This is a genomic window from Mesocryomonas lacus, assembly GCF_055730105.2.
Window position 1 is genome coordinate 898220 of the sequence record NZ_JBUZWF020000002.1, and the last position, 19632, is coordinate 917851.

17 protein-coding genes are annotated in these 19632 nt (G+C 66.9%); 6 read left to right on the plus strand and 11 right to left on the minus strand.

All coding sequences use genetic code 11. The features are described from left to right. Positions 1–169: 169 nt before the first annotated feature. Together ACZLZQ_RS09290 and ACZLZQ_RS09295 are read left to right on the plus strand one after the other, a co-directional pair. On the plus strand, positions 170–1420 hold the full coding sequence (locus ACZLZQ_RS09290; protein WP_472949088.1) for an efflux RND transporter periplasmic adaptor subunit: 1251 nt from the start codon (positions 170–172) through the stop codon (positions 1418–1420). Further along, positions 1417–4506, plus strand: a complete 3090-nt coding sequence (locus ACZLZQ_RS09295) for an efflux RND transporter permease subunit (RefSeq protein WP_472949089.1) — start codon at positions 1417–1419, stop codon at positions 4504–4506. Before ACZLZQ_RS09290 ends, ACZLZQ_RS09295 begins: the two co-directional genes overlap by 4 nt. 27 nt (positions 4507–4533) lie before the next feature. Here ACZLZQ_RS09295 and ACZLZQ_RS09300 read toward each other — a convergent pair whose 3' ends face one another. Beyond that, the gene (locus ACZLZQ_RS09300; RefSeq protein ID WP_472949090.1) at positions 4534–5277 is read right to left on the minus strand and encodes a phosphatase PAP2 family protein; all 744 of its coding nucleotides are present in this window, start codon (positions 5275–5277) and stop codon (positions 4534–4536) included. 247 nt (positions 5278–5524) lie between these two features. Here ACZLZQ_RS09300 and ACZLZQ_RS09305 point away from each other — a divergent pair, with 247 nt between their 5' ends. Together ACZLZQ_RS09305 and pncA are read left to right on the plus strand one after the other, a co-directional pair. Continuing rightward, entirely contained in the window at positions 5525–8071 is a 2547-nt protein-coding gene (locus ACZLZQ_RS09305; RefSeq protein WP_472949091.1) for a hybrid sensor histidine kinase/response regulator, read from the plus strand. Between the two features lie 75 nt (positions 8072–8146). Then, the gene (gene pncA / locus ACZLZQ_RS09310; RefSeq protein ID WP_472949092.1) at positions 8147–8779 is read left to right on the plus strand and encodes a bifunctional nicotinamidase/pyrazinamidase; all 633 of its coding nucleotides are present in this window, start codon (positions 8147–8149) and stop codon (positions 8777–8779) included. Positions 8780–8782: 3 nt separating this feature from the next. Here the strand turns inward: pncA and ACZLZQ_RS09315 are convergent, their stop codons facing one another. Together ACZLZQ_RS09315 and ACZLZQ_RS09320 are read right to left on the minus strand one after the other, a co-directional pair. Further along, positions 8783–9283 carry a DUF427 domain-containing protein gene (locus ACZLZQ_RS09315; protein ID WP_472949093.1) on the minus strand — a complete coding sequence of 167 codons (501 nt, stop codon included), beginning with the start codon at positions 9281–9283 and terminating at the stop codon, positions 8783–8785. A 234-nt stretch (positions 9284–9517) separates the two neighbouring features. Then, positions 9518–10735, minus strand: a complete 1218-nt coding sequence (locus tag ACZLZQ_RS09320) for an acyl-CoA dehydrogenase (protein ID WP_472949095.1) — start codon at positions 10733–10735, stop codon at positions 9518–9520. 177 nt (positions 10736–10912) lie between these two features. Here ACZLZQ_RS09320 and ACZLZQ_RS09325 point away from each other — a divergent pair, with 177 nt between their 5' ends. Both ACZLZQ_RS09325 and ACZLZQ_RS09330 read left to right on the plus strand, forming a co-directional pair. After that, the gene (locus ACZLZQ_RS09325) at positions 10913–12094 is read left to right on the plus strand and encodes an amidase (RefSeq protein WP_472949096.1); all 1182 of its coding nucleotides are present in this window, start codon (positions 10913–10915) and stop codon (positions 12092–12094) included. 148 nt (positions 12095–12242) lie between these two features. After that, positions 12243–13073 carry a transglutaminase-like domain-containing protein gene (locus ACZLZQ_RS09330; protein WP_472949097.1) on the plus strand — a complete coding sequence of 277 codons (831 nt, stop codon included), beginning with the start codon at positions 12243–12245 and terminating at the stop codon, positions 13071–13073. Positions 13074–13114: 41 nt separating this feature from the next. Here ACZLZQ_RS09330 and ACZLZQ_RS09335 read toward each other — a convergent pair whose 3' ends face one another. From ACZLZQ_RS09335 to ACZLZQ_RS09370, 8 genes are all read right to left on the minus strand, one after another. After that, positions 13115–13933, minus strand: a complete 819-nt coding sequence (locus ACZLZQ_RS09335; protein WP_472949098.1) for an ABC transporter ATP-binding protein — start codon at positions 13931–13933, stop codon at positions 13115–13117. A gap of 26 nt (positions 13934–13959) precedes the next feature. Then, positions 13960–14721 (minus strand): aliphatic sulfonate ABC transporter permease SsuC, encoded by a 762-nt coding sequence (ssuC, locus tag ACZLZQ_RS09340; protein ID WP_472949099.1) that lies wholly within the window; start codon positions 14719–14721, stop codon positions 13960–13962. Between the two features lie 87 nt (positions 14722–14808). Beyond that, on the minus strand, positions 14809–15762 hold the full coding sequence (locus ACZLZQ_RS09345) for a sulfonate ABC transporter substrate-binding protein (protein ID WP_472949100.1): 954 nt from the start codon (positions 15760–15762) through the stop codon (positions 14809–14811). Positions 15763–15885: 123 nt separating this feature from the next. Continuing rightward, positions 15886–16416, minus strand: a complete 531-nt coding sequence (locus ACZLZQ_RS09350) for a flavin reductase family protein (protein WP_472949101.1) — start codon at positions 16414–16416, stop codon at positions 15886–15888. A 71-nt stretch (positions 16417–16487) separates the two neighbouring features. Further along, entirely contained in the window at positions 16488–17117 is a 630-nt protein-coding gene (locus ACZLZQ_RS09355; RefSeq protein ID WP_472949102.1) for an RBBP9/YdeN family alpha/beta hydrolase, read from the minus strand. Positions 17118–17261: 144 nt separating this feature from the next. After that, positions 17262–18656 carry an FAD/NAD(P)-binding protein gene (locus ACZLZQ_RS09360; protein WP_472949103.1) on the minus strand — a complete coding sequence of 465 codons (1395 nt, stop codon included), beginning with the start codon at positions 18654–18656 and terminating at the stop codon, positions 17262–17264. 61 nt (positions 18657–18717) lie between these two features. Beyond that, positions 18718–19176, minus strand: a complete 459-nt coding sequence (locus tag ACZLZQ_RS09365) for an RrF2 family transcriptional regulator (protein WP_472931701.1) — start codon at positions 19174–19176, stop codon at positions 18718–18720. Positions 19177–19293: 117 nt separating this feature from the next. Next, positions 19294–19494, minus strand: a complete 201-nt coding sequence (locus tag ACZLZQ_RS09370; RefSeq protein WP_472949104.1) for a hypothetical protein — start codon at positions 19492–19494, stop codon at positions 19294–19296. Positions 19495–19632: the final 138 nt, after the last annotated feature.

Genomic DNA, 19632 nt, shown 5'->3' on the forward strand with positions numbered 1-19632 from the left:
GAAGGTACAGGGCGTTTCACGCGGGGCCTGCAGATGTTAGCGTGCCCCCTTGGCAGGCACGCGCGAATGACGCGGTGGAGACTAAGCTTTCTCGCCACGATCGCGTGGTAGAAGTGCGTTGCGCGCCAAGACCGACACCGGTCGACGGGCGGGGGGAAACTGGACGACGATGACGATGCGATACCCGAGTGCCGCTTTCTTCCTCCTGCTGGCACTCGCTCCAGTCCGGTCAGTCCTCGCCGACGAGGCGCCAGCCCCTGCGCAACGCACGGTCCGTCTCCCCGCCGCCACCGTGGTCACCTCGTCCATGGCAAGGCTCACCCAGACCGTGCCGATCAACGGATCGCTTGTCGCCCGCGAGACGGTGTCGGTAACGCCGCAGGTCACCGGCTACCAAATCATCGAGGTCACGGCCGACGTCGGCGATACCGTCGCGAAGGGCGAGGTGCTGGTGCGTCTCGACCGCGCGCCGCTGGAGTCGCAGCTTCGCCAGACCGATGCCGAGATTGATGCCGCCCGCGCCACCATCGCCCAGAACGGCAGCCAGATCGCAGGCCAGCAGGCGACGCTGGTGCAGGCGACCAGCATCCTCGAGCGCGCGCGCAAGCTGCTCGCCAACGGCGCCGGCGCGCGTTCGACCCTTGACGACGCCGAGGCGACGTTTGCCGGGGCCACCGCTTCGCTGCAGGCGGCGCGCGATGCGCTGACCACCGCCACCGCCCAGCTGGAGCAGATCAGGGCGCGGCGCGAGGCGCTGGCGCTGCAGCTGGCGCGCACCGAGGTCGTGGCGCCGGTCGCCGGCGTCATCGCCACCCGCGCGGCCAATGTCGGGCAGAACGCCGGCATGGAGACGGCGGCGATGTTCACGCTGATCCAGGATGGCGAGATCGAGTTCGACGGCCAGATCATCGAGACAGCGTTGGGCCAGGTGAAGCCCGGCCAGAAGGCGACGTTGCGCCTGTCCGGCTTCGAGAACCGCCTCGGCACCGTCCGCCTCCTCTCGCCGAACGTCGATCCGAAAACCCGGCTCGGCAGCGTCAAGATCAGCGTCGACGATGATCGCGGGCTGCCGATCGGCATCTTTGCGAGTGCAGTTGTCACCACGGCCGCGCGCGATGCCGTCACCGTACCGCTGTCGGCGGTGGTGCCGAGCAGCGCCGGCGACACGGTCCAGGTCGTCGATGCGGCCGGTGTCATCGAGGTGCGGGTGGTGTCGACCGGGATCGTCGAGAACGATCTGGTCGAGATCGCCAAGGGCCTTGCGGCGGGCGAGACCGTGGTCGCGAAGTCGGGGCCGTTCTTTCGCAATGGGATGAAGATCAGGCCGGTTACGGCGCCCATCTCCGGGGCGCCGGAGCCGAAGCCCGAGGAGATGGCGCGGGGCGATGTCGCCAGCAGCGGCAAGGCGGTGGCCCAGTGAACTTCTCGGCCTGGTCGATCCGCCATCCGGTTCCGCCGATCGCCATCTTCCTGGCGCTTCTGGCCATCGGCATTGTCGGCTTCCTCCGGCTGCCGATCACCAACTTCCCGAACATCGACATCCCGATCATCATCGTCAGTGTCGCCCAGCCCGGTTCGGCGCCGTCGGAGATCATGACCCAGGTCGGCCAGCCGATCGAGAACTCGATCACCAGCGTCTCGGGCGTCAAGCACATCACCACGGTCGCCACCGATTCGACGCTGTCGACGACGGTCGAGTTCGACCTCGAGTCGGATTCGCAGCGGGCGCTGAACGACGTGAAGGATGCCGTCACCCGCGTGCGCTCGGACCTGCCGGCTTCGGTCGAGGAGCCGATTGTCCAGCGGCTCGACGTCACCGGCCTGCCGATCGTCACCTACTCCGTCACCGATCCCAACCGGACCATTGCCGAGCTCTCGCACTTCGTCGATGACGACGTGGCGCGCGAGCTGCAGGGGCTGAACTCGGTCGGCGACGTGCGCCGCGTCGGCGGCATCGACGAGCAGATCAATGTCGACCTCGATCCGGCGCGTCTTGCCTCCCTCGGCATCACCGCGGCCGAGGTCAGCCAGCAGCTCTCGGCCACCAACATCAACCTCGGCAGCGGCCGCGGCGATCTCGGCAGCCGCGAGTTCTCGATCCGCGCCCTCGGCTCGTCGCTGTCGGTCGCCGACCTCGCTGCGCTTCCCATCGTGCTGTCGGAAGGGCGGTCGGTTCGGCTCGACCAGATCGGCCGTATCAATGACGGCGGTGCCGAGATCCGGTCCTATGCAAGTTTCGATGGCGAGCCGATCGTCGCCTTCCAGATCCTGCGCTCGACCGGTGGTTCCGACACCGAGGCGGCCGACAGCGCCTATGCGGCGGTCGAGAAGCTGAAGGCGCTCTATCCCGAGGTCACCTTCGCCAAGATCGACGACGTCTCGGTCTACACCCGCGGCAATTACGAGCAGACCATGGACACGCTCTACGAGGGCGCAGCGCTCGCCGTTGTGGTGGTCTTCCTGTTCCTGCGCGACTGGCGGGCGACGCTGATCGCCGGTGTCGCCTTGCCGCTGTCGGTGATCCCGACCTTCTTCATGATGTGGGTCCTCGACTTCTCGCTGAACGGCATCAGCCTGCTCGCGGTGACGCTGGTCACCGGCATCCTCGTCGACGACGCCATCGTCGAGATCGAGAACATCGAGCGGCACATGGCGATGGGCAAGTCGCCCTACAAAGCCTCGATGGAGGCGGCGGACGAGATCGGGCTGACGGTGGTGGCGATCTCCTCGACTATCGTCGCGGTCTTCGCGCCGGTGTCGTTCATGTCCGGCATTGCCGGCCAGTATTTCCGCCAGTTCGGACTGACCGTCGCCATCGCCGTGCTGTTCTCGCTCGCCGTCGCGCGGTTCCTGACACCGATGATGACCGCCTACTTCCTGAAGGACCGCGGCCATGGCCAGCGGCCCGACGGCTTCATCATGCGGAACTACCTCCGCATCCTGCGTTGGACGCTGCGCTGGCGGTGGATCACGCTCGGGCTGGGTCTTGCCTTCTTCGCCGTGTCGATATGGTCGGCGACGTTGCTGCCGACCGGTTTCATCCCCGAGGAGGACAATGGCCGCTCGTCGCTGTCGGTCGAGCTGCCGCCGGGATCGCAGGTCGAGGACAACATGCGCGTCACGTCGGCGATCGCCGAGAAGCTGCAGGCCATTCCCGAGGTCGCCGACGTCCTCATCACCGGCGGCAACGGTCCGGGTGGCGGCTCCGTCGCCGATCCGACGCAGGCCGTCATCAGCCTTTATTACGTACCAAAGGCCGAGCGCAGCCTCGGCAAATACCAGATCGAGGCGAAGATCGAGGATGCCATCGCCGGCATTCCGGACATCCGCACCTATTTCGCCAATGACGGCGGCCAGCGCGCCATCGTCCTTTCCATCCTCGGCGAGGATCAGGGCAAGGTAGACGCCTATGCCCGCGATCTCGTCGACGCCATCGCGGCTCTGGGCTCGGTGAAGAACGTCACCTCCGGCGCCTCGCTGATGCGCCCGGAAATCCAGATCACGCCGAAAGGCGACGTCGCCGCCGAGCTCGGCGTCACCGCCAATGCCATCGCCGAAACCATCCGCGTCGCCACCATCGGCGACGTCGAGGCGCGGCTGGCAAAGTTCAACCGCGGTGACCGGCAGGTGCCGATCATGGTCCGGCTGAACGACGACGCCCGCCGCGACCTCTCGAACCTCAGCAACCAGATGGTTCCGCGCACAGGCGGCGGCAGCGTGCCGCTCGGCGTCGTCGCGACGATCGCGCTCGCCGACGGCCCGACCAAGCTCGAGCGCTATGACCGAAGCGCTCGCGTCACCATCGGGGCGGACCTGCCGGCGGGGATGCCGCTCGGCGAGTCGGTCGCCGCCATCTACGCCCTTCCGCTTGCCGCCAATCCGCCGCCCGGTGTCTACATCCAGAGTTCGGGCGACGCGGAGGTGATGCAGGACGTGTTCTCGTCCTTCGGCCTTGCGCTCGGCGCGGGCGTGCTAATGGTCTATGCAGTGCTGGTGCTGCTGTTCGGCGGCTTCCTGACGCCGACGACCATCCTCCTGTCGCTGCCGCTATCGGTCGGCGGCGCCATCGTGGCGCTCTACCTTGCCAATGATGCGATCAGCCTGCCGGTGGTCATCGGCTTCCTGATGCTGATGGGCATCGTCACCAAGAACGCGATCATGCTGGTCGAGTTTGCGGTGATGCAGGAGCGCGCCGGCGTGCCGCGCCGCGAGGCGACGCTCGATGCAGCCCACAAGCGCGCCCGGCCGATCGTGATGACCACCATCGCCATGATCGCCGGCATGGTGCCCTCCGCCATGGGCATCGGCGAGGGCGGCGAGTTCCGCTCGCCGATGGCCGTCGCGGTGATCGGCGGCCTTATCGTCTCGACCATGCTTTCGCTGGTCTTCATCCCGAGCCTCCACAGCCTGATGGAAGGGTTCGGCGATCGGCTGAAGCGCGTTTTGACGCGTTTGGTCAATCCGCCGACGTCTGCCGACCGCGGCGTCGCGCAGCCCGGCGAGTAGAGGGCAGGAACTTACAGAAAAGGGCGCTTAGGTCCGGGAAGACGGGGCGTCGTCTTCCGTTTTTTCGCTTTCGACGACGCCGCGGGTTTCCAGCCAGGTCGCGATGACCCACCAAAGCAAGGCCCAGCTGGCGCCCGCGGCCCAGCCGGCCAGCACGTCCGTCGGCCAGTGGACGCCGAGGTAGACCCGGCTGACGCCGATCATCAATGTCAGCAGAGCCGCTACGGAGAGGAGGTAGATCTTCATCCCACGTTGCGGCTGGACGCGGGCGACAAGGACGGCGAGCGTCAGGTAGACGACGGCCGACAACATGGCATGGCCACTCGGAAAGCTCGCCGTGTAAGTGATCGAGCCGTGCGGCACGAGGTCGGGCCTTGGCCGGTCGAAGCCGCGCTTCAACAGCGAGGACATGATGAAGCCGCTGAAGATCGCGGTAATGACCAACAGCATCGAGCGGCGATTGCCTTGCATCCACAGGAAGCCGGAGACGGCGATGGTGATCAGCGTCAGGATGCCGACGCCGCCGAGGGCCGTGAAGTCGCGGAACATCTCCTGCAGCCAGCCCGGCCCGTAGGGGTTCTGCGGGTTGGCCGCGTCGCGCAGCGCCAGAAGCAGCCAGGTGTCGAAGGCATGCGTCCCGCCTTCCATCACCTCTTCGGCGATCGCCGCAAATCCCCAGACGCCGAGGGCGACGAGCACGAGGCGCAGAAGCGTCCATGCCTCGACGTGTCGACCGGTCCACTGCAGCAGGTCGCGGGGAGTGAGGCGCATGAGTTTTCCTTGATTGCCGCCGTTTCGGACAACAAGGATAGGGCAGGGGCGAGGGAAGTCGTGGTAAAATCGTCGGCCCGTGCGACGGTCCGTTCCGGGCCCGGGATTGTACGGTTTCGTTTGATCCTTTTCGTTGACTTAGTTTCTGGCACTGAACATACGCGTGAGGCTGCGCGATGCGAGTTTTGCATCGTGGAAGAGGCGATCCCTGGGGTCGGTCTAGCGACCGGAAGACGTGGCGGAACAGATGGCAGCGAAGCAGCAATGGCCTGTCGATGGCGGCGAAGCTGGCGAGCTTGTCAGAACCTTCGATTGGTCCAGCACCTCGCTCGGCCGCCTCGATGACTGGTCGCCGGCATTGCGCTCCGTTGCCGATGTCGTCGTTAATTCCCCGATACCGAAAGTGCTGATGTGGGGGCCGGACCACACAATGCTCTACAATGACAGCTACCGCATCATCGCCGGCGGGAAACACCCGCTCGCCTTCGGCGGTGCGGTGGATACGATCTGGCCGGAGATCTGGGACTGGAACAAGCAGGTGCTGGCGGCGGGCTTTCGCGGCGAGGTGCAGGCCTTTCGCGAGCAGACCCTCGTCCTCAACCGGAATGGCATCCGCGAAGAGGCGACCTTCGACCTGTTCTACACCCCGATCCGGCAGGATGACGGCGAGATCGGCGGCGTCCTCTGCACGGTGCTCGAGACGACGGTCGCCGTGTCCGCGCAGCGCGAACTGGCCCGCCGCGAGGCCGAGCTGCGGACCATCACCGATTCCCTGCCCATTCTGGTCGCCTTCGTCGACCGCAATCTGATCTACCGCTTCGCCAACAATCACTACCGTGAGTGGCTGGGGCTCGATCCGGCCGACATCATTGGGCGCCATGCGCGGGTCATTCTCGGCGACGAGGCCTATTTCGAGCGCCAGCCGCTGCAGGCCCGCGCCTTGGCCGGAGAGATGATCGTGTCGGACGGCTGGATTCCCCGCCCGGACGGTTCGCGGTCGATGGCCGAGATCCGCTATATCCCACGGATCGCGGCGGACGGCTCCGTCGAGGGCATTCATGTCCTCGCGTTCGACGTCGACGCCCGCAAGCGCAATGAGGAGCAGTTGCGCCGGCATGCCGAGGAACTGCAGCAGAGCGTCCGCCAGCGCGCGATTGTCGAGGAGCAGTTGCGCCAACTGAACGAGAACCTCGAGAGCCGGGTCGCCGCGGTGATTGAGGAGCGGCGGCAGGCTGAGGTAGCGCTGGCGCAAGCACAGCGGATGGAGACGATCGGCAAGCTGACCGGCGGCGTCGCGCACGACTTCAACAACCTGCTGCAGGTCGTCTCCGGCAATCTGCAGCTGCTGGAAAGGGACATCCGCGGCAACGAGCCGGCCGAGCGCCGGGTGCAGAATGCACTCGCCGGCGTCGAGCGTGGCGCCCGCCTTGCCGGCCAGTTGCTCGCCTTCGGACGGCGGCAGGCGCTGGAGCCGAAAGTCGTCAACGTTACCCGCCTGGTGCGGGACATGGACGACATGCTGCGCCGGGCGATTGGCGAGAGCATCGAGATCGAGACGGTCGCTGGCGGTGGCTTGTGGAACACGTTCATCGATCCGCACCAGATCGAGAACGCGCTTTTGAACCTTGCGATCAATGCCCGCGACGCCATGGACGGAGAGGGCAAGCTGACCATCGAGCTTGGCAATGTCAGCCTGGACGATGCCTATGCCCGCTCGCATCTCGAGGTCGTCGCCGGCCAGTATGTGATGATGGCGGTCACCGATACCGGCTGCGGCATGGCGCCGGAGATCATCGACAAGGTGTTCGAGCCGTTCTTCTCGACCAAGACCGAGGGCAAGGGCTCAGGCCTTGGGCTCTCCATGGTCTACGGCTTCGTCAAGCAGTCCGGCGGCCACATCAAGATTTATTCCGAAGTGGGCCATGGCACCACCATCCGGCTCTATCTCCCGCGGGCGCAGGCGGCCGAGGACATCGAGGTGAAGCTGTCTTCGGACCGAGTGATCGGCGGAGCCGAGACGGTCTTGGTGGTCGAGGACGACGAGGCGGTGCGCGCGACCGTCGTCGAGATGCTGACCGATCTTGGCTACCGCGTCCTCAAGGCCGTGGACGCCCAGTCCGGGCTCAGCGTCGTCGAGAGCGGCATTCCGATCGATCTCCTGTTCACCGACGTGGTCATGCCGGGGGCGCTGAAGTCGACGGAACTCGCCCGGCGGGCCAAGGAGCGCCTGCCGGACATCGCCGTGCTGTTCACCTCGGGATACACCGAGAACTCGATCGTGCACGGCGGGCGGCTCGACGCCGGCGTGGAACTCCTGTCGAAACCCTACTCGCGGGAAGCGTTGGCTCGGAAGGTGCGGCACGTGCTGTCGCTCCGCGAGCAGAAGGCCGACCCGCAGGCCGGCCAAGCGCCAGCGCTCGAAGAAGCCCCACGCCAGTTCACCCCGCGGACGATCCTCCTCGTCGAGGACGATGCGCTGATCCGGATGAACTCCGCCGACATGCTGCATGATGCGGGCCATGTCGTCGTCGAGGCCGACAATGCGGAAGATGCGATCGCGGCGCTGCAGACGACGGCGATCGACGTTCTCGTCACCGATGTGAACCTTCCCGGCATGTCCGGCCCGCAACTGGCCGATCGCGCGCGGCAGCTCCGCCCGGGCATTGCCGTCGTCTTCGCCACCGGTGACGCGAAGGTTGAGAACGCGGGCGATGCAGTGGTGCTGCAGAAGCCCTATGGTTCCGGCGAATTGGATAAGGCTGTCCGCCAGGCGCTCGATGGAACGGGGCGCTGACCCGTCGGTAGGCCTTTGGCGTGATGGTGGGTCCAAGGTCGGCGGGAGGGTCCGTCACCCTGAAGGAGCGACGATGTGATCGAGCTTGAGAACGCCCTCGACGCCTTGGTGGTTATCGACGTGCAGAACGATTTCTGCCCCGGCGGTGCGCTGGCGGTCAGCGACGGCGATGCGGTCGTGGCGGTCATCAACGCCCTAGCGCCGCGCTTCGGCAACATTGCGGTGACGCAGGACTGGCATCCGCCCGGCCATATCTCCTTCGCCTCGACGCATGGCCGCCGGCCCTTCGACACGATTACGCTGCCCTATGGCGTTCAGGTGCTCTGGCCGGACCACTGCATCCAGGGCAGCGCCGGCGCTGAGTTCCACCCCCGGCTCGATCTCCGCGGTGCCCAGGCGATCGTTCGCAAGGGTTTCCATGGCGATGTCGACAGCTATTCCGGCCTGATGGAAGCCGACCGCGCAACGCAAACAGGTCTCGGGGCCTATCTCCGCGAGCGCGGCATTGGCCGCCTCTTTCTCGCTGGCCTCGCGACCGACTTTTGCGTCGCCTGGACGGCGCTCGATGCCCGTGCCGCAGGTTTTGAGGTCGTGCTCATCCAGGATGCCTGCCGGGCCATCGATGTCGAGGGATCGCTGGCGCGGGCGATGGCCGAGATGACGCAGGCTGGCGTTGTGCTTGCAACATCTGCCGACATCCACCGCTGACGTCTACCAGCCCCGCGTGCCCGGCGGTCCCTTGAACGGGCCGGCTACATGGCGGGTGATCCAGCCGCCGTAGAAGTCGCCCGCCTGCGGCGTCACGGTCTCGCCGTCGACGAAGCAGGCATCGACGCGGCTAGGGTAGAAGGCGAACCAGCCGGCGACGGCGAGGAAGTCCGAGGTCGGGCGCGGATAGGACCATGCCGCGTCCTCTGCAGTTCGCCCGCCGACGACGATGTCGTGGTAGGATGCGCCGCCCTTCCACTCGCAGAGTGTCCGTGTCGACGCCGGCACCAGCAGCGCGGTGTCCACGTCCTCGGGCGGAAAGTAATAGGATGGAGGATGGCTGGTCTCGATCGCTCGCATGCCCCGCCGGGTCTCGGCGATCGTCTGGCCCGCCAAGACCACGCGGAGGTGGAAGCCGACCGGCTCGATCCGGGCCGGCCGCGGGAAGTCCCAGACGCTTTCCTGGCCGGGGGCGGGGGTGTCTCTGCGCGGGTGCTTGAACATACATGCATTATGAGCGTCGTGGCGCCCAAGGGCGAGATGCCTTTGCCGCAATCACCCCGAACTGATCGCTTGACGGGTCGTTAGGGAGGCTGAATCGCCTGGTCAGCATTCGGCTCCACGCAGTTGATCCGACGCCGGTTTCCGAGCCGGACCACCGGCGGGAATGCCGATGTCCTCTGCCAATCCAACCCCCGCGGTTCGAACCGTCCGGACCGGCCGCAGCGTCGGCAAGCGCTAGAAAAACGCCTGCAGCCCGGTCTGCGCGCGACCGAGGATCAGCGCATGGACGTCATGCGTGCCCTCATAGGTGTTCACCGTCTCGAGGTTCTGCGAATGGCGGATCACGTGATACTCGCCCATGATGCCGTTGCCGCCGTGCATGTCCCGCGCCTGCCGGGCGATGTCGAGCGCCTTGCCGCAATTGTTGCGCTTGACGAGGCTGATCATCTCCGGCGCCATCTTGCCCTCGTCGAACAGCCGCCCGACGCGCAGAGAACCCTGCAGTCCGAGCGCGATCTCGGTCTGCATGTCGGCGAGCTTCTTCTGGATCAGCTGGGTGGCGGCGAGGGGCCGGCCGAACTGGCGGCGTTCCATCGTGTAGTCGCGGGCGCGCTGCCAGCAATCCTCGGCCGCACCCATCGTGCCCCAGGAAATGCCGTAGCGGGCGCGGTTGAGGCAGCCGAACGGCCCCTTGAGGCCGGAGACGTTCGGCAGGAGGTTCTCCTCCGGCACGATCACGCCATCCATGACGATTTCACCGGTGATCGAGGCGCGCAGCGACAGCTTGCCGGTGATCTTTGGCGCCGAGAGGCCGGCCATCCCCTTTTCGAGGATGAAGCCGCGGATCTGATCGTCATGCGCTGCTAACTTCGCCCAGACGACGAAGACGTCGGCGACGGGGGAATTCGAGATCCACATCTTGGCGCCGGTGAGCCGGTAGCCGTCGGCCACCTTCTCGGCCCGCGTCGTCATGCCGCCGGGGTCGGAGCCCGCCTCGGGCTCGGTCAGGCCGAAGCAGCCGATCCATTCGCCGGAGGCAAGCTTCGGCAGGTACTTCTGGCGCTGGGTGGCGTCGCCATAGGCGTAGATCGGGTACATCACCAGCGAGGACTGCACCGACATCATCGACCGGTAGCCTGAATCCACGCGCTCGACCGCGCGGGCGACGAGGCCGTAGGAGACATAGGAGGCCTCTGCGCAGCCGTACTCCTCCGGCAGCGTCACGCCGAGCAGGCCAAGTTCGCCCATCTCGTTGAAGATCGCGCGGTCGAAGGTCTCGTCGCGATAGGCGTCGACGACGCGCGGCCGCAGCTTTTCTTCGGCATAGGCGCAGGCGGTCTCAAAGATCATCCGCTCGTCGTCGCTCAACTGGTCGTCGAGGCGGAAAGGGTCGGTCCAGTCGAAGCGGGCGGGTTCGGGTTGCCGGCTCTCGCTCGTGGTCGCGTGGCTCATGATTGCTGCCTTATCCATCCTGCATCCGCTGGCGGACGCCGTCGCCGCATTATGACCGCTGGGGGCGGCCGGTCCAGTCCTCATCGAACGGCGCCGTCGATGGCGGCCGGCCGCCGCGACGGCTATAAGCCTGCAGCAGTTGCTGCTGCCGCACCGAAACGCCCTAAGGACTGCCCGATGCTGCTCGATCACGATCCCGTTCGCGCCTTCCTGCCCTATCCGCCGGTGGCCGTCGCTGCTGCTGCCGACGGTCCGTTGAAAGGTCTCCGCCTCGGGGTGAAGGACCTGTTCGACGTCGTGGGCTACCCGACCGGTTGCGGCAATCCCTCGATCCTGGCGTCCAGCGGCATCAAGGCGGTGACCGCGCCGTCGATCCAGCGCCTGCTAGACGCCGGTGCGCTATTCGTCGGTAAGACGCAGACCGACGAGATCGCCTACTCGCTGTTCGGCGCGAATCCGCATTTCGGCACGCCGGTGAACACTAAGGCGCCGGGCCGCATCCCCGGCGGCTCGTCCTCGGGCTCGGCAGCGGCGGTCGCCGCGGGGCTCGTCGACATCGCCATCGGCACCGACACCGGCGGCTCGGTGCGGGCGCCCGCGAGCTTCTGCGGCCTCTGGGGTTTTCGCCCGACGCAAGGGAGAATCTCGCTCGAGAGCTGCATGGCGCTGGCGCCGGGCTTCGATACCCTCGGCTTTTTCGCCCGCGATGGGGCCACGCTGCTGCGGGTTGGCGACGTCCTCCTTGGCGACGACCCGGCGCCGCTCTCGTCCGTTCCGCGGCTGCTGCGGGCGACCGACATGTTCGCCCGGCTGGGGCCCGACGCCATGGCGCTTCTCGGTTCGGCGTCAGGACAGGTGCGCACCGAGCCCGTCGACGTCTTCGGCGACATGCCGGCGCATCAGGTGTTCGATGCCTTTCGCATTTTGCAATCGCGGGAGATCGTCCGGCAGATCGATCCCTGGCTGGAAGGGCGGAACTGGTACATGGGCGGTCCGGTCAGCGAGCGCCTGGCACTTGCCCGCACGATCGATGCCGACCAGGAAGCGGCCGCGGACCGCGCCCGCAGCCGCTTTCGCGCCGCCATGGACGCTTGTCTCGGCCAGGACGGGGTGCTGCTCGCGCCGGCGGTGGCCGATGCGCCAGTGCCGCTTGTCGCCTCGCCGGAGGTGAACGAGAGCTTCCGCATCGGCGCCATGACCTTGCTGTCGGTCGCGGGCCTTGCCGGACTGCCGCAAGTCGTCGCGCCTGCCGGCATGCTCGATGGCGGCCCGCTCGGCATTTCGCTCATCGGGCCGCGCGGCTCCGATCGCGCGCTGCTCGCGCTCGCCGCCAACCTCTGGCCTGACGCCAACGGCTGATCTTCTGTCGCTCCCACCAGGGACGGGCACCGTAACCGCCACCTCTGGGCAATATTCCCAAGTCCGTGAAACCGATGGCATGGCACTTGCATTTGGGGACGGGTGACGGGTTAACCTTCGTCCTGAAAGCTTGCACGCGGGGAGTGGCATGAAGATACGCGCAGGGTTCCACGTCGCCTACGAGGTTTGGCAGCCCACCCCGATGCTGCTGGTGCTGAACATTCATCCCTCGCGCCGCGTCGACCTCCTGACCGAACAGGTGCTCAGCTTCGACCGGCCGATCGAGGCCTGGGACTATACCGACGGTTTCGGCAATGCCTGCAGCCGCATCGTCATGCAGCCCGGCGTCACCACCATCTCGACCGAGTTCGAGATCTACGATACCGGGCTTCCGGACGTGCAGGCGTGGGATGCGGTGCAGCACGACATCAAGGATTTGCCGGACGATGTCCTCGTCTACCTCCTCGGCAGCCGCTACTGCGACACCGACAAGCTGGCGAACTTCGCCTGGCAGAATTTTGGACATACGCCTTTCGGCTGGGGCCGAGTGCAGGCGATCTGCGACTACGTCCACAACCACATCACCTTCGACTACCAGAAGGCCGATGCTACCCGCAGCGCGCATGACGGCCACACCGGCCGCTTCGGCGTCTGCCGCGATTTTGCGCACCTTGCCGTAACACTTTGCCGCTGCATGAACATTCCGGCGCGCTACTGCACCGGTTACCTCGGCGACATCGGCGTTCCCGCAGTACCGTCGCCGATGGATTTCAGTGCCTGGTTCGAGGTCTATCTCGGCGGGCACTGGTATACGTTCGACGCCCGCCACAACACGCCGCGCATCGGCCGCATCCTGATGGCGATCGGCCGTGACGCGACCGACGTGGCGTTGTCGACGAGCTTCGGCCCGTCGAACCTCTCTCGCTTCGACGTCATCACCGATGAGATCCAGCCGGCATCCGCCATCGCGGCGCAGTAGCCGTCGCAAAGACGGATCAGCACATCAGCGAACGCGTTGCCTCAGGCGGCGCGTTCGAGCAGTTTCTCCAGCACCCTTGCCTCCAGGGCTCCGAACTCCGGCGTGCCGCGCTGCCGCGGGTGGGCGAGGGGGACGCGCACATCGAGGGCGATCTGGCCGTCCTCGATCAGCACGATGCGGTCCGCGAGCGTCACCGCCTCCGAGACATCGTGCGTCACCAGCACGGCGGTGAACCCTTGATCCCGCCAGACGCGCTCGAGAAAGCGCTGCATGTCGATCCGGGTCAGCGCGTCGAGGGCGCCGAGCGGCTCGTCGAGCGCGAGGAAGGCGGGGTGGCTGACCAGTGCGCGCGCCAGCGCCACGCGCTGCCGCTGACCGCCGGACAGGACGGAAGGCCATTCGCCGCCACGGTCGCCGAGCCCGACCTCCTCCAGGGCGGTAGCGGCAAGCTTGCGCCGGGCCGCGCGCGGCAGCTGGCTGTCGGTGCCGAGGGCGACATTGTCGACGATCCGCTGCCAGGGCAGCAGGCGCGGTTCCTGAAACAGGAAACGCCCCGTTGCGCGCGCGGCTGTGACCGCAGGTTTCCCGGCGATCTCGATCCGGCCGGTGTCCGGCTGCTCCAGCCCCATCAGCAGCCGCAGCAGCGTAGACTTGCCGCAGCCCGAGCGTCCGACGATCGCCAGGAACTCGCCCGACCGGATGTCGAGATCGATGCCGTCCAGCACCGTCTTGTCGCCGTAGCGCTTGGAGAGGCCGCGCACGCTCACGGCGGCACCGATAGAGCGCGACACCGTCACCGGCCGGGCGAGGGTCTCGTCGCGGGCAAAGCGCAGTAGCGGCGGGAAAAAGGCAGCGTCCATGTCGGGTCCTCCGGGATGTTGCGGGGTTAGCGGTAGGCCGGGTTCCAGGAGAGCGCCCGCCGCTCGGCGAGGCGCACCACGCTGTCGGCAAGCTTGCCGAGGGCGGCGTAGATCAGGATGGCGAGGATCACGACGTCGAGCTGCATGAACTCGCGTGCCTGCATCGCCATGTAGCCGAGGCCGGAAGAGGCCGAGATCGTCTCGGCGACGATCAGCGTCAGCCACATGATCCCAAGCGCGAACCGCACCCCGACGAGGATCGACGGCAAGGCACCGGGCAGGATGACCCGCGCAAAAAGCTCGCCCGGTCCAGCGCCATAGACCCGGGCCATCTCGATCAGCTGCGGATCGACCGAGCGGATGCCGTGAAAGGTGTTGACGTAGACCGGGAAGAACACGCCGAGCGCGACGAGGAAAAGCTTCGCCTCCTCGCCGATCCCGAACCAGACGATGACCAGCGGGATGAGCGCGAGGTGCGGGATGTTGCGGATCATCTGCACCGACGTGTCGAGGACGGTCTCCGACATCCGCGAGAGCCCGTTTGCAAGGCCGAGCGCGAAACCGATGGCGCCGCCGACGAGGAACCCGCTGAGCGCGCGTCCGACGCTGACCCTCATATGCTCGGCCAGTTGCCCGTTTTCGGCCAGGCGGATGAAGGCATCGAACACCGCCGTCGGCGCCGGCAGGACGTTCTTCGGGACGTAGCCGGTCTGGCTGGCGATCTGCCACGCCGCGAGCACGGCCAGCGGCACGAGAAAGGGCAGCGCCCGGTCGGTCGTCTTCGTCATGGTCGATCCTGCATCTGCCGCCCGCGCGGCCGGCTGGCGCGGGCGGGCGGCTGGTTGGGAAACGGGGCGAACCGGGCGCTTCAGGGCTTAGCCCTGCGGCGCCGTCCACACGATGTCGCGCACGGCGATCGGCGCGGGGATCAGGCCAAGCTTGGCGAACCGGTCGGCGACCTCCTGCTGGGTTTTGACGATGTCGTCGGTCACCGGTGTCACCGTGAACTCGCCGCGATCGGCGGTCAGCTTCTGGATCTCGATCGGCACGCCCGTCGCCGCGCTCAACGCCTCGGCCACGCCGTCCTTGTGCGTGTTCGCCCACTTGCCGGCCTCGCCGAGCGCGCCGATCGCCTGCCGCAACACGTCGGGATGCGCCTTGGCAAAGCTTCCATTGGCGAGGAAGAAGGAGTTCGTCTTGCCGAGGATTTCCGGTCCCGCCGCCAGCACGCGGGCGTCTGAGTTTAGCTCGGCGCCGGCATAGAAGGGGTCCCAGATGCTCCAGGCGTCGACCGAGCCGGTCGAGAACGCAGCGCCGGCATCGGCGGGGCTGAGATAGACGGGCTCGATGTCGGCATAGCCGAGGCCTGCCTTTTCCAGCGCCGCAACGGCGACGTTGTGGGCACTTGAGCCCTTGGTGAAGGCGAGCTTCTTGCCTTTCAAATCAGCCACCGACTGGATCGGACTGTCCTTCTGCACGAGAATGGCCGAGTTGCGGCCCGTCGACGGGAGCGCGGCGGCGTAGACGACGTCGGCGCCCGCCGCCTGGGCGAAAATGATCGGCGAGTCGCCGGTGGTGCCGAAGTCGATCGAGCCGACGTTCATGGCCTCGAGCAGCGGCGGGCCCGACTGGAACTCGATCCAGTTCACCTTGATGCCCTCGTTGGCCAGCGCCTTCTCGATCAGCTGCTGGTTGCGCGCCACGACGAGGACGCCGTTCTTCTGGAAGCCGACATTGAACTCCTTGAGGTCGGCAGCGGTCGCCGAGAGGCTCGAAGCGGCAAGGAGCGCCAGGGAGGCGGCGCCGACGAGGAGAGATCTGAGGGACATCCAGGTTTCCTTTGCTGTGAGGGGGCGTTGCTGTGAAGGGGAGAGGCGCCGCTCGCGATTGGGAGGACATGGCGAACGGCGCGCCGCGGGCCGGGCGGTTCGGGAGCCCGCCAGCCGGGCGGATCAGTCGGCGCCGACGTGAACGCCGAAGCGGCCATGGCTGTAGACGAGCGCTGCGCCGTGCCCGGTGACGACGGCGCGCACCCGGCCGAAGACCAGCGCATGGCTGTGTCGCTCGACAATGTGCTCGACCTCGCAGTCGATCGAGGCGAGGGCGCCGTCCAGCGCCAGGGCGCCGGTCTCGAGCACGGTCCAGTCGGCGCCCTGGTAGCGGTCGGCGCCCTTCAGGCCGCCCCGCCCGGCAAAGCGGTCCGCGATCTCCTGCTGGCCAGCCTTCAGAATGTTGACGCAGAAATGGCCGCCGTCGCGAATGGCCGGCCAGGTCGAGGAGGCGAGGTTGATCGACACCAGCATGGTTTCAGGCTCCATCGACAGGGAGTGGGCGGATGTCACCGTCGCCCCGGTTCGGTTGTCGCCGCGCCCGGCGGTCACCACAGAGACGCCGCCGACGAGGTGGCGCATGGCGGATTTGAGCCCGGCATGTTCCGGGGCGGGAGGCGGCGAAGGCCGGGTAAGGACGGCGGATGCGGACATGGCGGCTCCGGATGCGTAACTGGAAAGGGATGCGGCCCGCATGATCAGCGGAGCCTCAGTACCGGCGCGGCTTACCCCGTCGGCCGGAGCGTGGCGGCATCGCGGCGGGCGATGAAAGCTGCCTTCGGCAAAGTCGGGCGTGGCACAGGCGCTGTTTGCGCCTGCGTCTGACGTCCGCGCAGGGCTTCTGCGAGGATCACCCCGTCGGGCCAGGGGCCGAAGCCGCTGGCGACGTTGATGTGGCCGGCCTCCCCAAGGTCGACGAGGCCGGCGCCCCAGAGCTTGGCGAGTGCTGTTGCCCGCGAATAGGTCATGAACGGATCGTTGCGGCTGGCCACGACGATCGAGGGAAACGGCAAGGCGGCGGTCGGCAGTGGGGCGAAATCGGCAAAGCCCGGATCCTCTCCGGCGAACCCGTCGGCATCGGCCGGCGCGACCAGGAGTGCTCCGCCGATGTGGGCGGCCGAGGGGCGGCCGGCGAGATGAGCGACGAGGGCGCAACCAAGGCTATGGGCGACCAGCACCGCCCCCGGGGCGGAAGACAGATGCATCTCGAGGACATGCAGCCAGTCGGTGAGGACCGGATGATCGAAGTCCTCCTGCTCGACGATCTCGACCAGCGGATTGTCGGCGGCCCAGTGGCGCTGCCAGTGTCCCGCCGGCGACCCATGGTAGCCGGGGATGATGAGCGTATGGATCATCGGCCAGTCCTCCTTGTCCCGAAACATCGTTCGATCTGCAGGCAAGGTAGGGGACGCCGTCGGTGCTGGAAAAGAACAAAATACTATATTGATAGATTTATGAGGTAAACTTCTGCGGCTCCGCGGACGATCTCCCTGCGCCTTTCAGCGGAGCAGGGAAAGCGGGGCGACCGTCCTCGGCGCGTCCTGAAGCACGGCGTGGAGACGCTCGGCCAAGGCTGCGCATTGCAGGCGGATGTCGGGGATCGCGGTGACCTCCCAGAACCGTGCTCGGGTCACGGGGCCGACGGCGAAGAGTGTCGGCGAGGCCTGACCGGCCTGATTGATGACCGCGCACTGCTCATCGACGTGGATCCCGATTTTCAGCGCATCCGGTCGGGCAAGACCGCGCTCGATCAGGCTGGCGATGAGGCCTTCGCGGTGCTGGGTGACGTCACGCAGGATGCCGGTGCAGTCGATGACCTTTCCGACCGCCAAGGTCTCGGCAACCGCCGAGCCTCGACGGCGAAACCGTACCTCGACGCCCCGCTCCGTCGTGTCGACCCCCTGGAAGTAGCCGGTGACGATGTCGAGCCGCTCCCGCGTTGTGGCCGCGCGGATTTTCACTTCGCTCTCGGGTGGCAGGCGGTGGCGGTGCACCTCCCAGAACGTCCGGACATGGCGCAGGAAGCGCTTCTTCGCCTCTGGCGTCAGCGACTGCCAGAGTTTGGCGGTATGCGGGCGAATGCCGTCGACCACGTCCCGCCAGTCGCCGCCGCGCTCGCTCGCCCAAACAACGGTCTGCCGGAACCAGTGCAGCAGATAGGAAATCTCGGTGCCGAAAGGCACGTCGGCGGCGTCGATGCGGATCGGCGTATTGCGCTTGTGGACGCGGGGCAGCAATCCCCGGCGCGACAGCGCGGTGATCTTGCCGCGGTGTCCCTCGTTGGCAAGCTGGATCACTGCATCGACCATCGACAGGCCGGTGCCGAGGATCAGCACGGGATCGTCCGGCCCGATGCCGGCCTCGGCCGGCGTCGACCACGCGCCGATATAAGGGCTCCCGGCGGCAAACCCCGGCACGGCATGGCCGGTCGCCAGCACGGCGGCATGGCCAATATGGCTGGTGTTGTCGGCGAGGTCGACGACAACACCGCCCGCCGTGGTGCGGATGCCCGTACATTCACCGGAGACGATCTCCAGGCGGCCGTCGCCGGTCTCCGCCAGCCATGGTTTCAGGAGATCGCCGAGGTAGCGGCCATAGAGGCTGCGCGAGACGAAGCAGAACGGATCGGAGCAGCGGAGGTCGTCCGGCGCGCCGGTCTCGATCAGCCAGCGCCAAAAATGCTCGCTGTCCTCGGCAAAGGCGCTCATCGAGCCGGCGCGGGTGTTGAGGATGTGGTCGCGCTGCTGCGTGGAGTAGGCGATGCCGCGGCCGATCTCCGGCCGTTGCTCGATGATCGCGACCTTGACGCGGCTGCCCTCCCGTCCGAGCAGCCGGGCGGCGAGGATCGCGCCGCTGGCGCCGCCGCCGACGATGATGATTCGCTTGCCGGTCATGCCGCGGCCCTCCCGCAGGACCGGTCCAGGTCGGCTGTTCGGGTCTCGGCGAAAGGACCGCTCAGGCCAGAGCGGCCAGTTCGTCCGCGCCGAGGTCGATGTCGCCCGGCATGTCGCGCATTTCCGACAGCGTCTTCTCGTCCAGCACGGCCGAGATGGCGTTGCGCACCTCGAGCATCACCAGCCGCACCGAACAGGCCTTCTCGTCCTTGCAGTCGTCGCAGCGCCGGTAGGCCGTTCGGCTGGCACAGGAGATCGGTGCCAAGGGTCCATCGAGAACCCGCAAGATGTGGCCGACCCGGATTTCGCCCGGCGGGCGCGACAGCGCGTAGCCGCCATTGCGACCCTTTCGCGCGTGCACGAAGCCGGCATTGCGGAGATCGCCGAGGATGGCGTCGAGGAATTTCTTCGAGATGTTGTTGCTCTTGGCGATCTCGTCCGACAGCGTCAGCCGTCCCTCTGAAACCGCCGCGAGATGCATCATGGCCTTCAGGCCATACTTGCCCTTCATGGTCAGCATCGTCTGCCTGCGCCTTCCACACTGCCGCTCTGGTGTCGAGATTATCTATAGAGCGGCGGTATAGATTAAGGGGTAGGATATGCCCAGTAAAATGGCATGTCGGGGTTGAAAATTCCGTCATGGCCTCGCCTCCAGAACCGCTGCGACACGCTGGCTTTCGGTCGGAGGCCGCTCGGCCTCTTCGATCGCGGCCGTCCGCAAGCCGTCGCCGGAACCCACGCTGTCGGGATGGTGCGGCATGACGACGATGTAGAGGATGAGCGTGACCGCGCCGATGAGGCCGAGCGTGTCGCGGGCATGGGTGAGGGCTGTTCGCATTGGACGTCGTCTCCCATTTGGAGATTAGTCCATCGTGTTTGTAGCTTTATGTCAAGCGGCGGGCTTTTCGTCGCCGCGGACGCCCCGCTCAACCCCGCTGCGAGCGGCCCTCCCGAGGCCGGCGCTGTCCGCCGGCCT

What these genes read in the sequence shown, in the direction of transcription:
- ACZLZQ_RS09290 (WP_472949088.1), top strand. Translation starts at nt 170, where the DNA reads ATGACGATGCGATACCCGAGTGCCGCTTTCTTCCTCCTGCTGGCACTC.
- ACZLZQ_RS09300 (WP_472949090.1), bottom strand. Translation starts at nt 5,277, where the DNA reads ATGCGCCTCACTCCCCGCGACCTGCTGCAGTGGACCGGTCGACACGTC.
- ACZLZQ_RS09305 (WP_472949091.1), top strand. Translation starts at nt 5,525, where the DNA reads ATGGCAGCGAAGCAGCAATGGCCTGTCGATGGCGGCGAAGCTGGCGAG.
- ACZLZQ_RS09315 (WP_472949093.1), bottom strand. Translation starts at nt 9,283, where the DNA reads ATGTTCAAGCACCCGCGCAGAGACACCCCCGCCCCCGGCCAGGAAAGC.
- ACZLZQ_RS09320 (WP_472949095.1), bottom strand. Translation starts at nt 10,735, where the DNA reads ATGAGCCACGCGACCACGAGCGAGAGCCGGCAACCCGAACCCGCCCGC.
- ACZLZQ_RS09325 (WP_472949096.1), top strand. Translation starts at nt 10,913, where the DNA reads ATGCTGCTCGATCACGATCCCGTTCGCGCCTTCCTGCCCTATCCGCCG.
- ACZLZQ_RS09330 (WP_472949097.1), top strand. Translation starts at nt 12,243, where the DNA reads ATGAAGATACGCGCAGGGTTCCACGTCGCCTACGAGGTTTGGCAGCCC.
- ACZLZQ_RS09335 (WP_472949098.1), bottom strand. Translation starts at nt 13,933, where the DNA reads ATGGACGCTGCCTTTTTCCCGCCGCTACTGCGCTTTGCCCGCGACGAG.
- ssuC (WP_472949099.1), bottom strand. Translation starts at nt 14,721, where the DNA reads ATGACGAAGACGACCGACCGGGCGCTGCCCTTTCTCGTGCCGCTGGCC.
- ACZLZQ_RS09345 (WP_472949100.1), bottom strand. Translation starts at nt 15,762, where the DNA reads ATGTCCCTCAGATCTCTCCTCGTCGGCGCCGCCTCCCTGGCGCTCCTT.
- ACZLZQ_RS09350 (WP_472949101.1), bottom strand. Translation starts at nt 16,416, where the DNA reads ATGTCCGCATCCGCCGTCCTTACCCGGCCTTCGCCGCCTCCCGCCCCG.
- ACZLZQ_RS09355 (WP_472949102.1), bottom strand. Translation starts at nt 17,117, where the DNA reads ATGATCCATACGCTCATCATCCCCGGCTACCATGGGTCGCCGGCGGGA.
- ACZLZQ_RS09360 (WP_472949103.1), bottom strand. Translation starts at nt 18,656, where the DNA reads ATGACCGGCAAGCGAATCATCATCGTCGGCGGCGGCGCCAGCGGCGCG.
- ACZLZQ_RS09365 (WP_472931701.1), bottom strand. Translation starts at nt 19,176, where the DNA reads ATGCTGACCATGAAGGGCAAGTATGGCCTGAAGGCCATGATGCATCTC.
- ACZLZQ_RS09370 (WP_472949104.1), bottom strand. Translation starts at nt 19,494, where the DNA reads ATGCGAACAGCCCTCACCCATGCCCGCGACACGCTCGGCCTCATCGGC.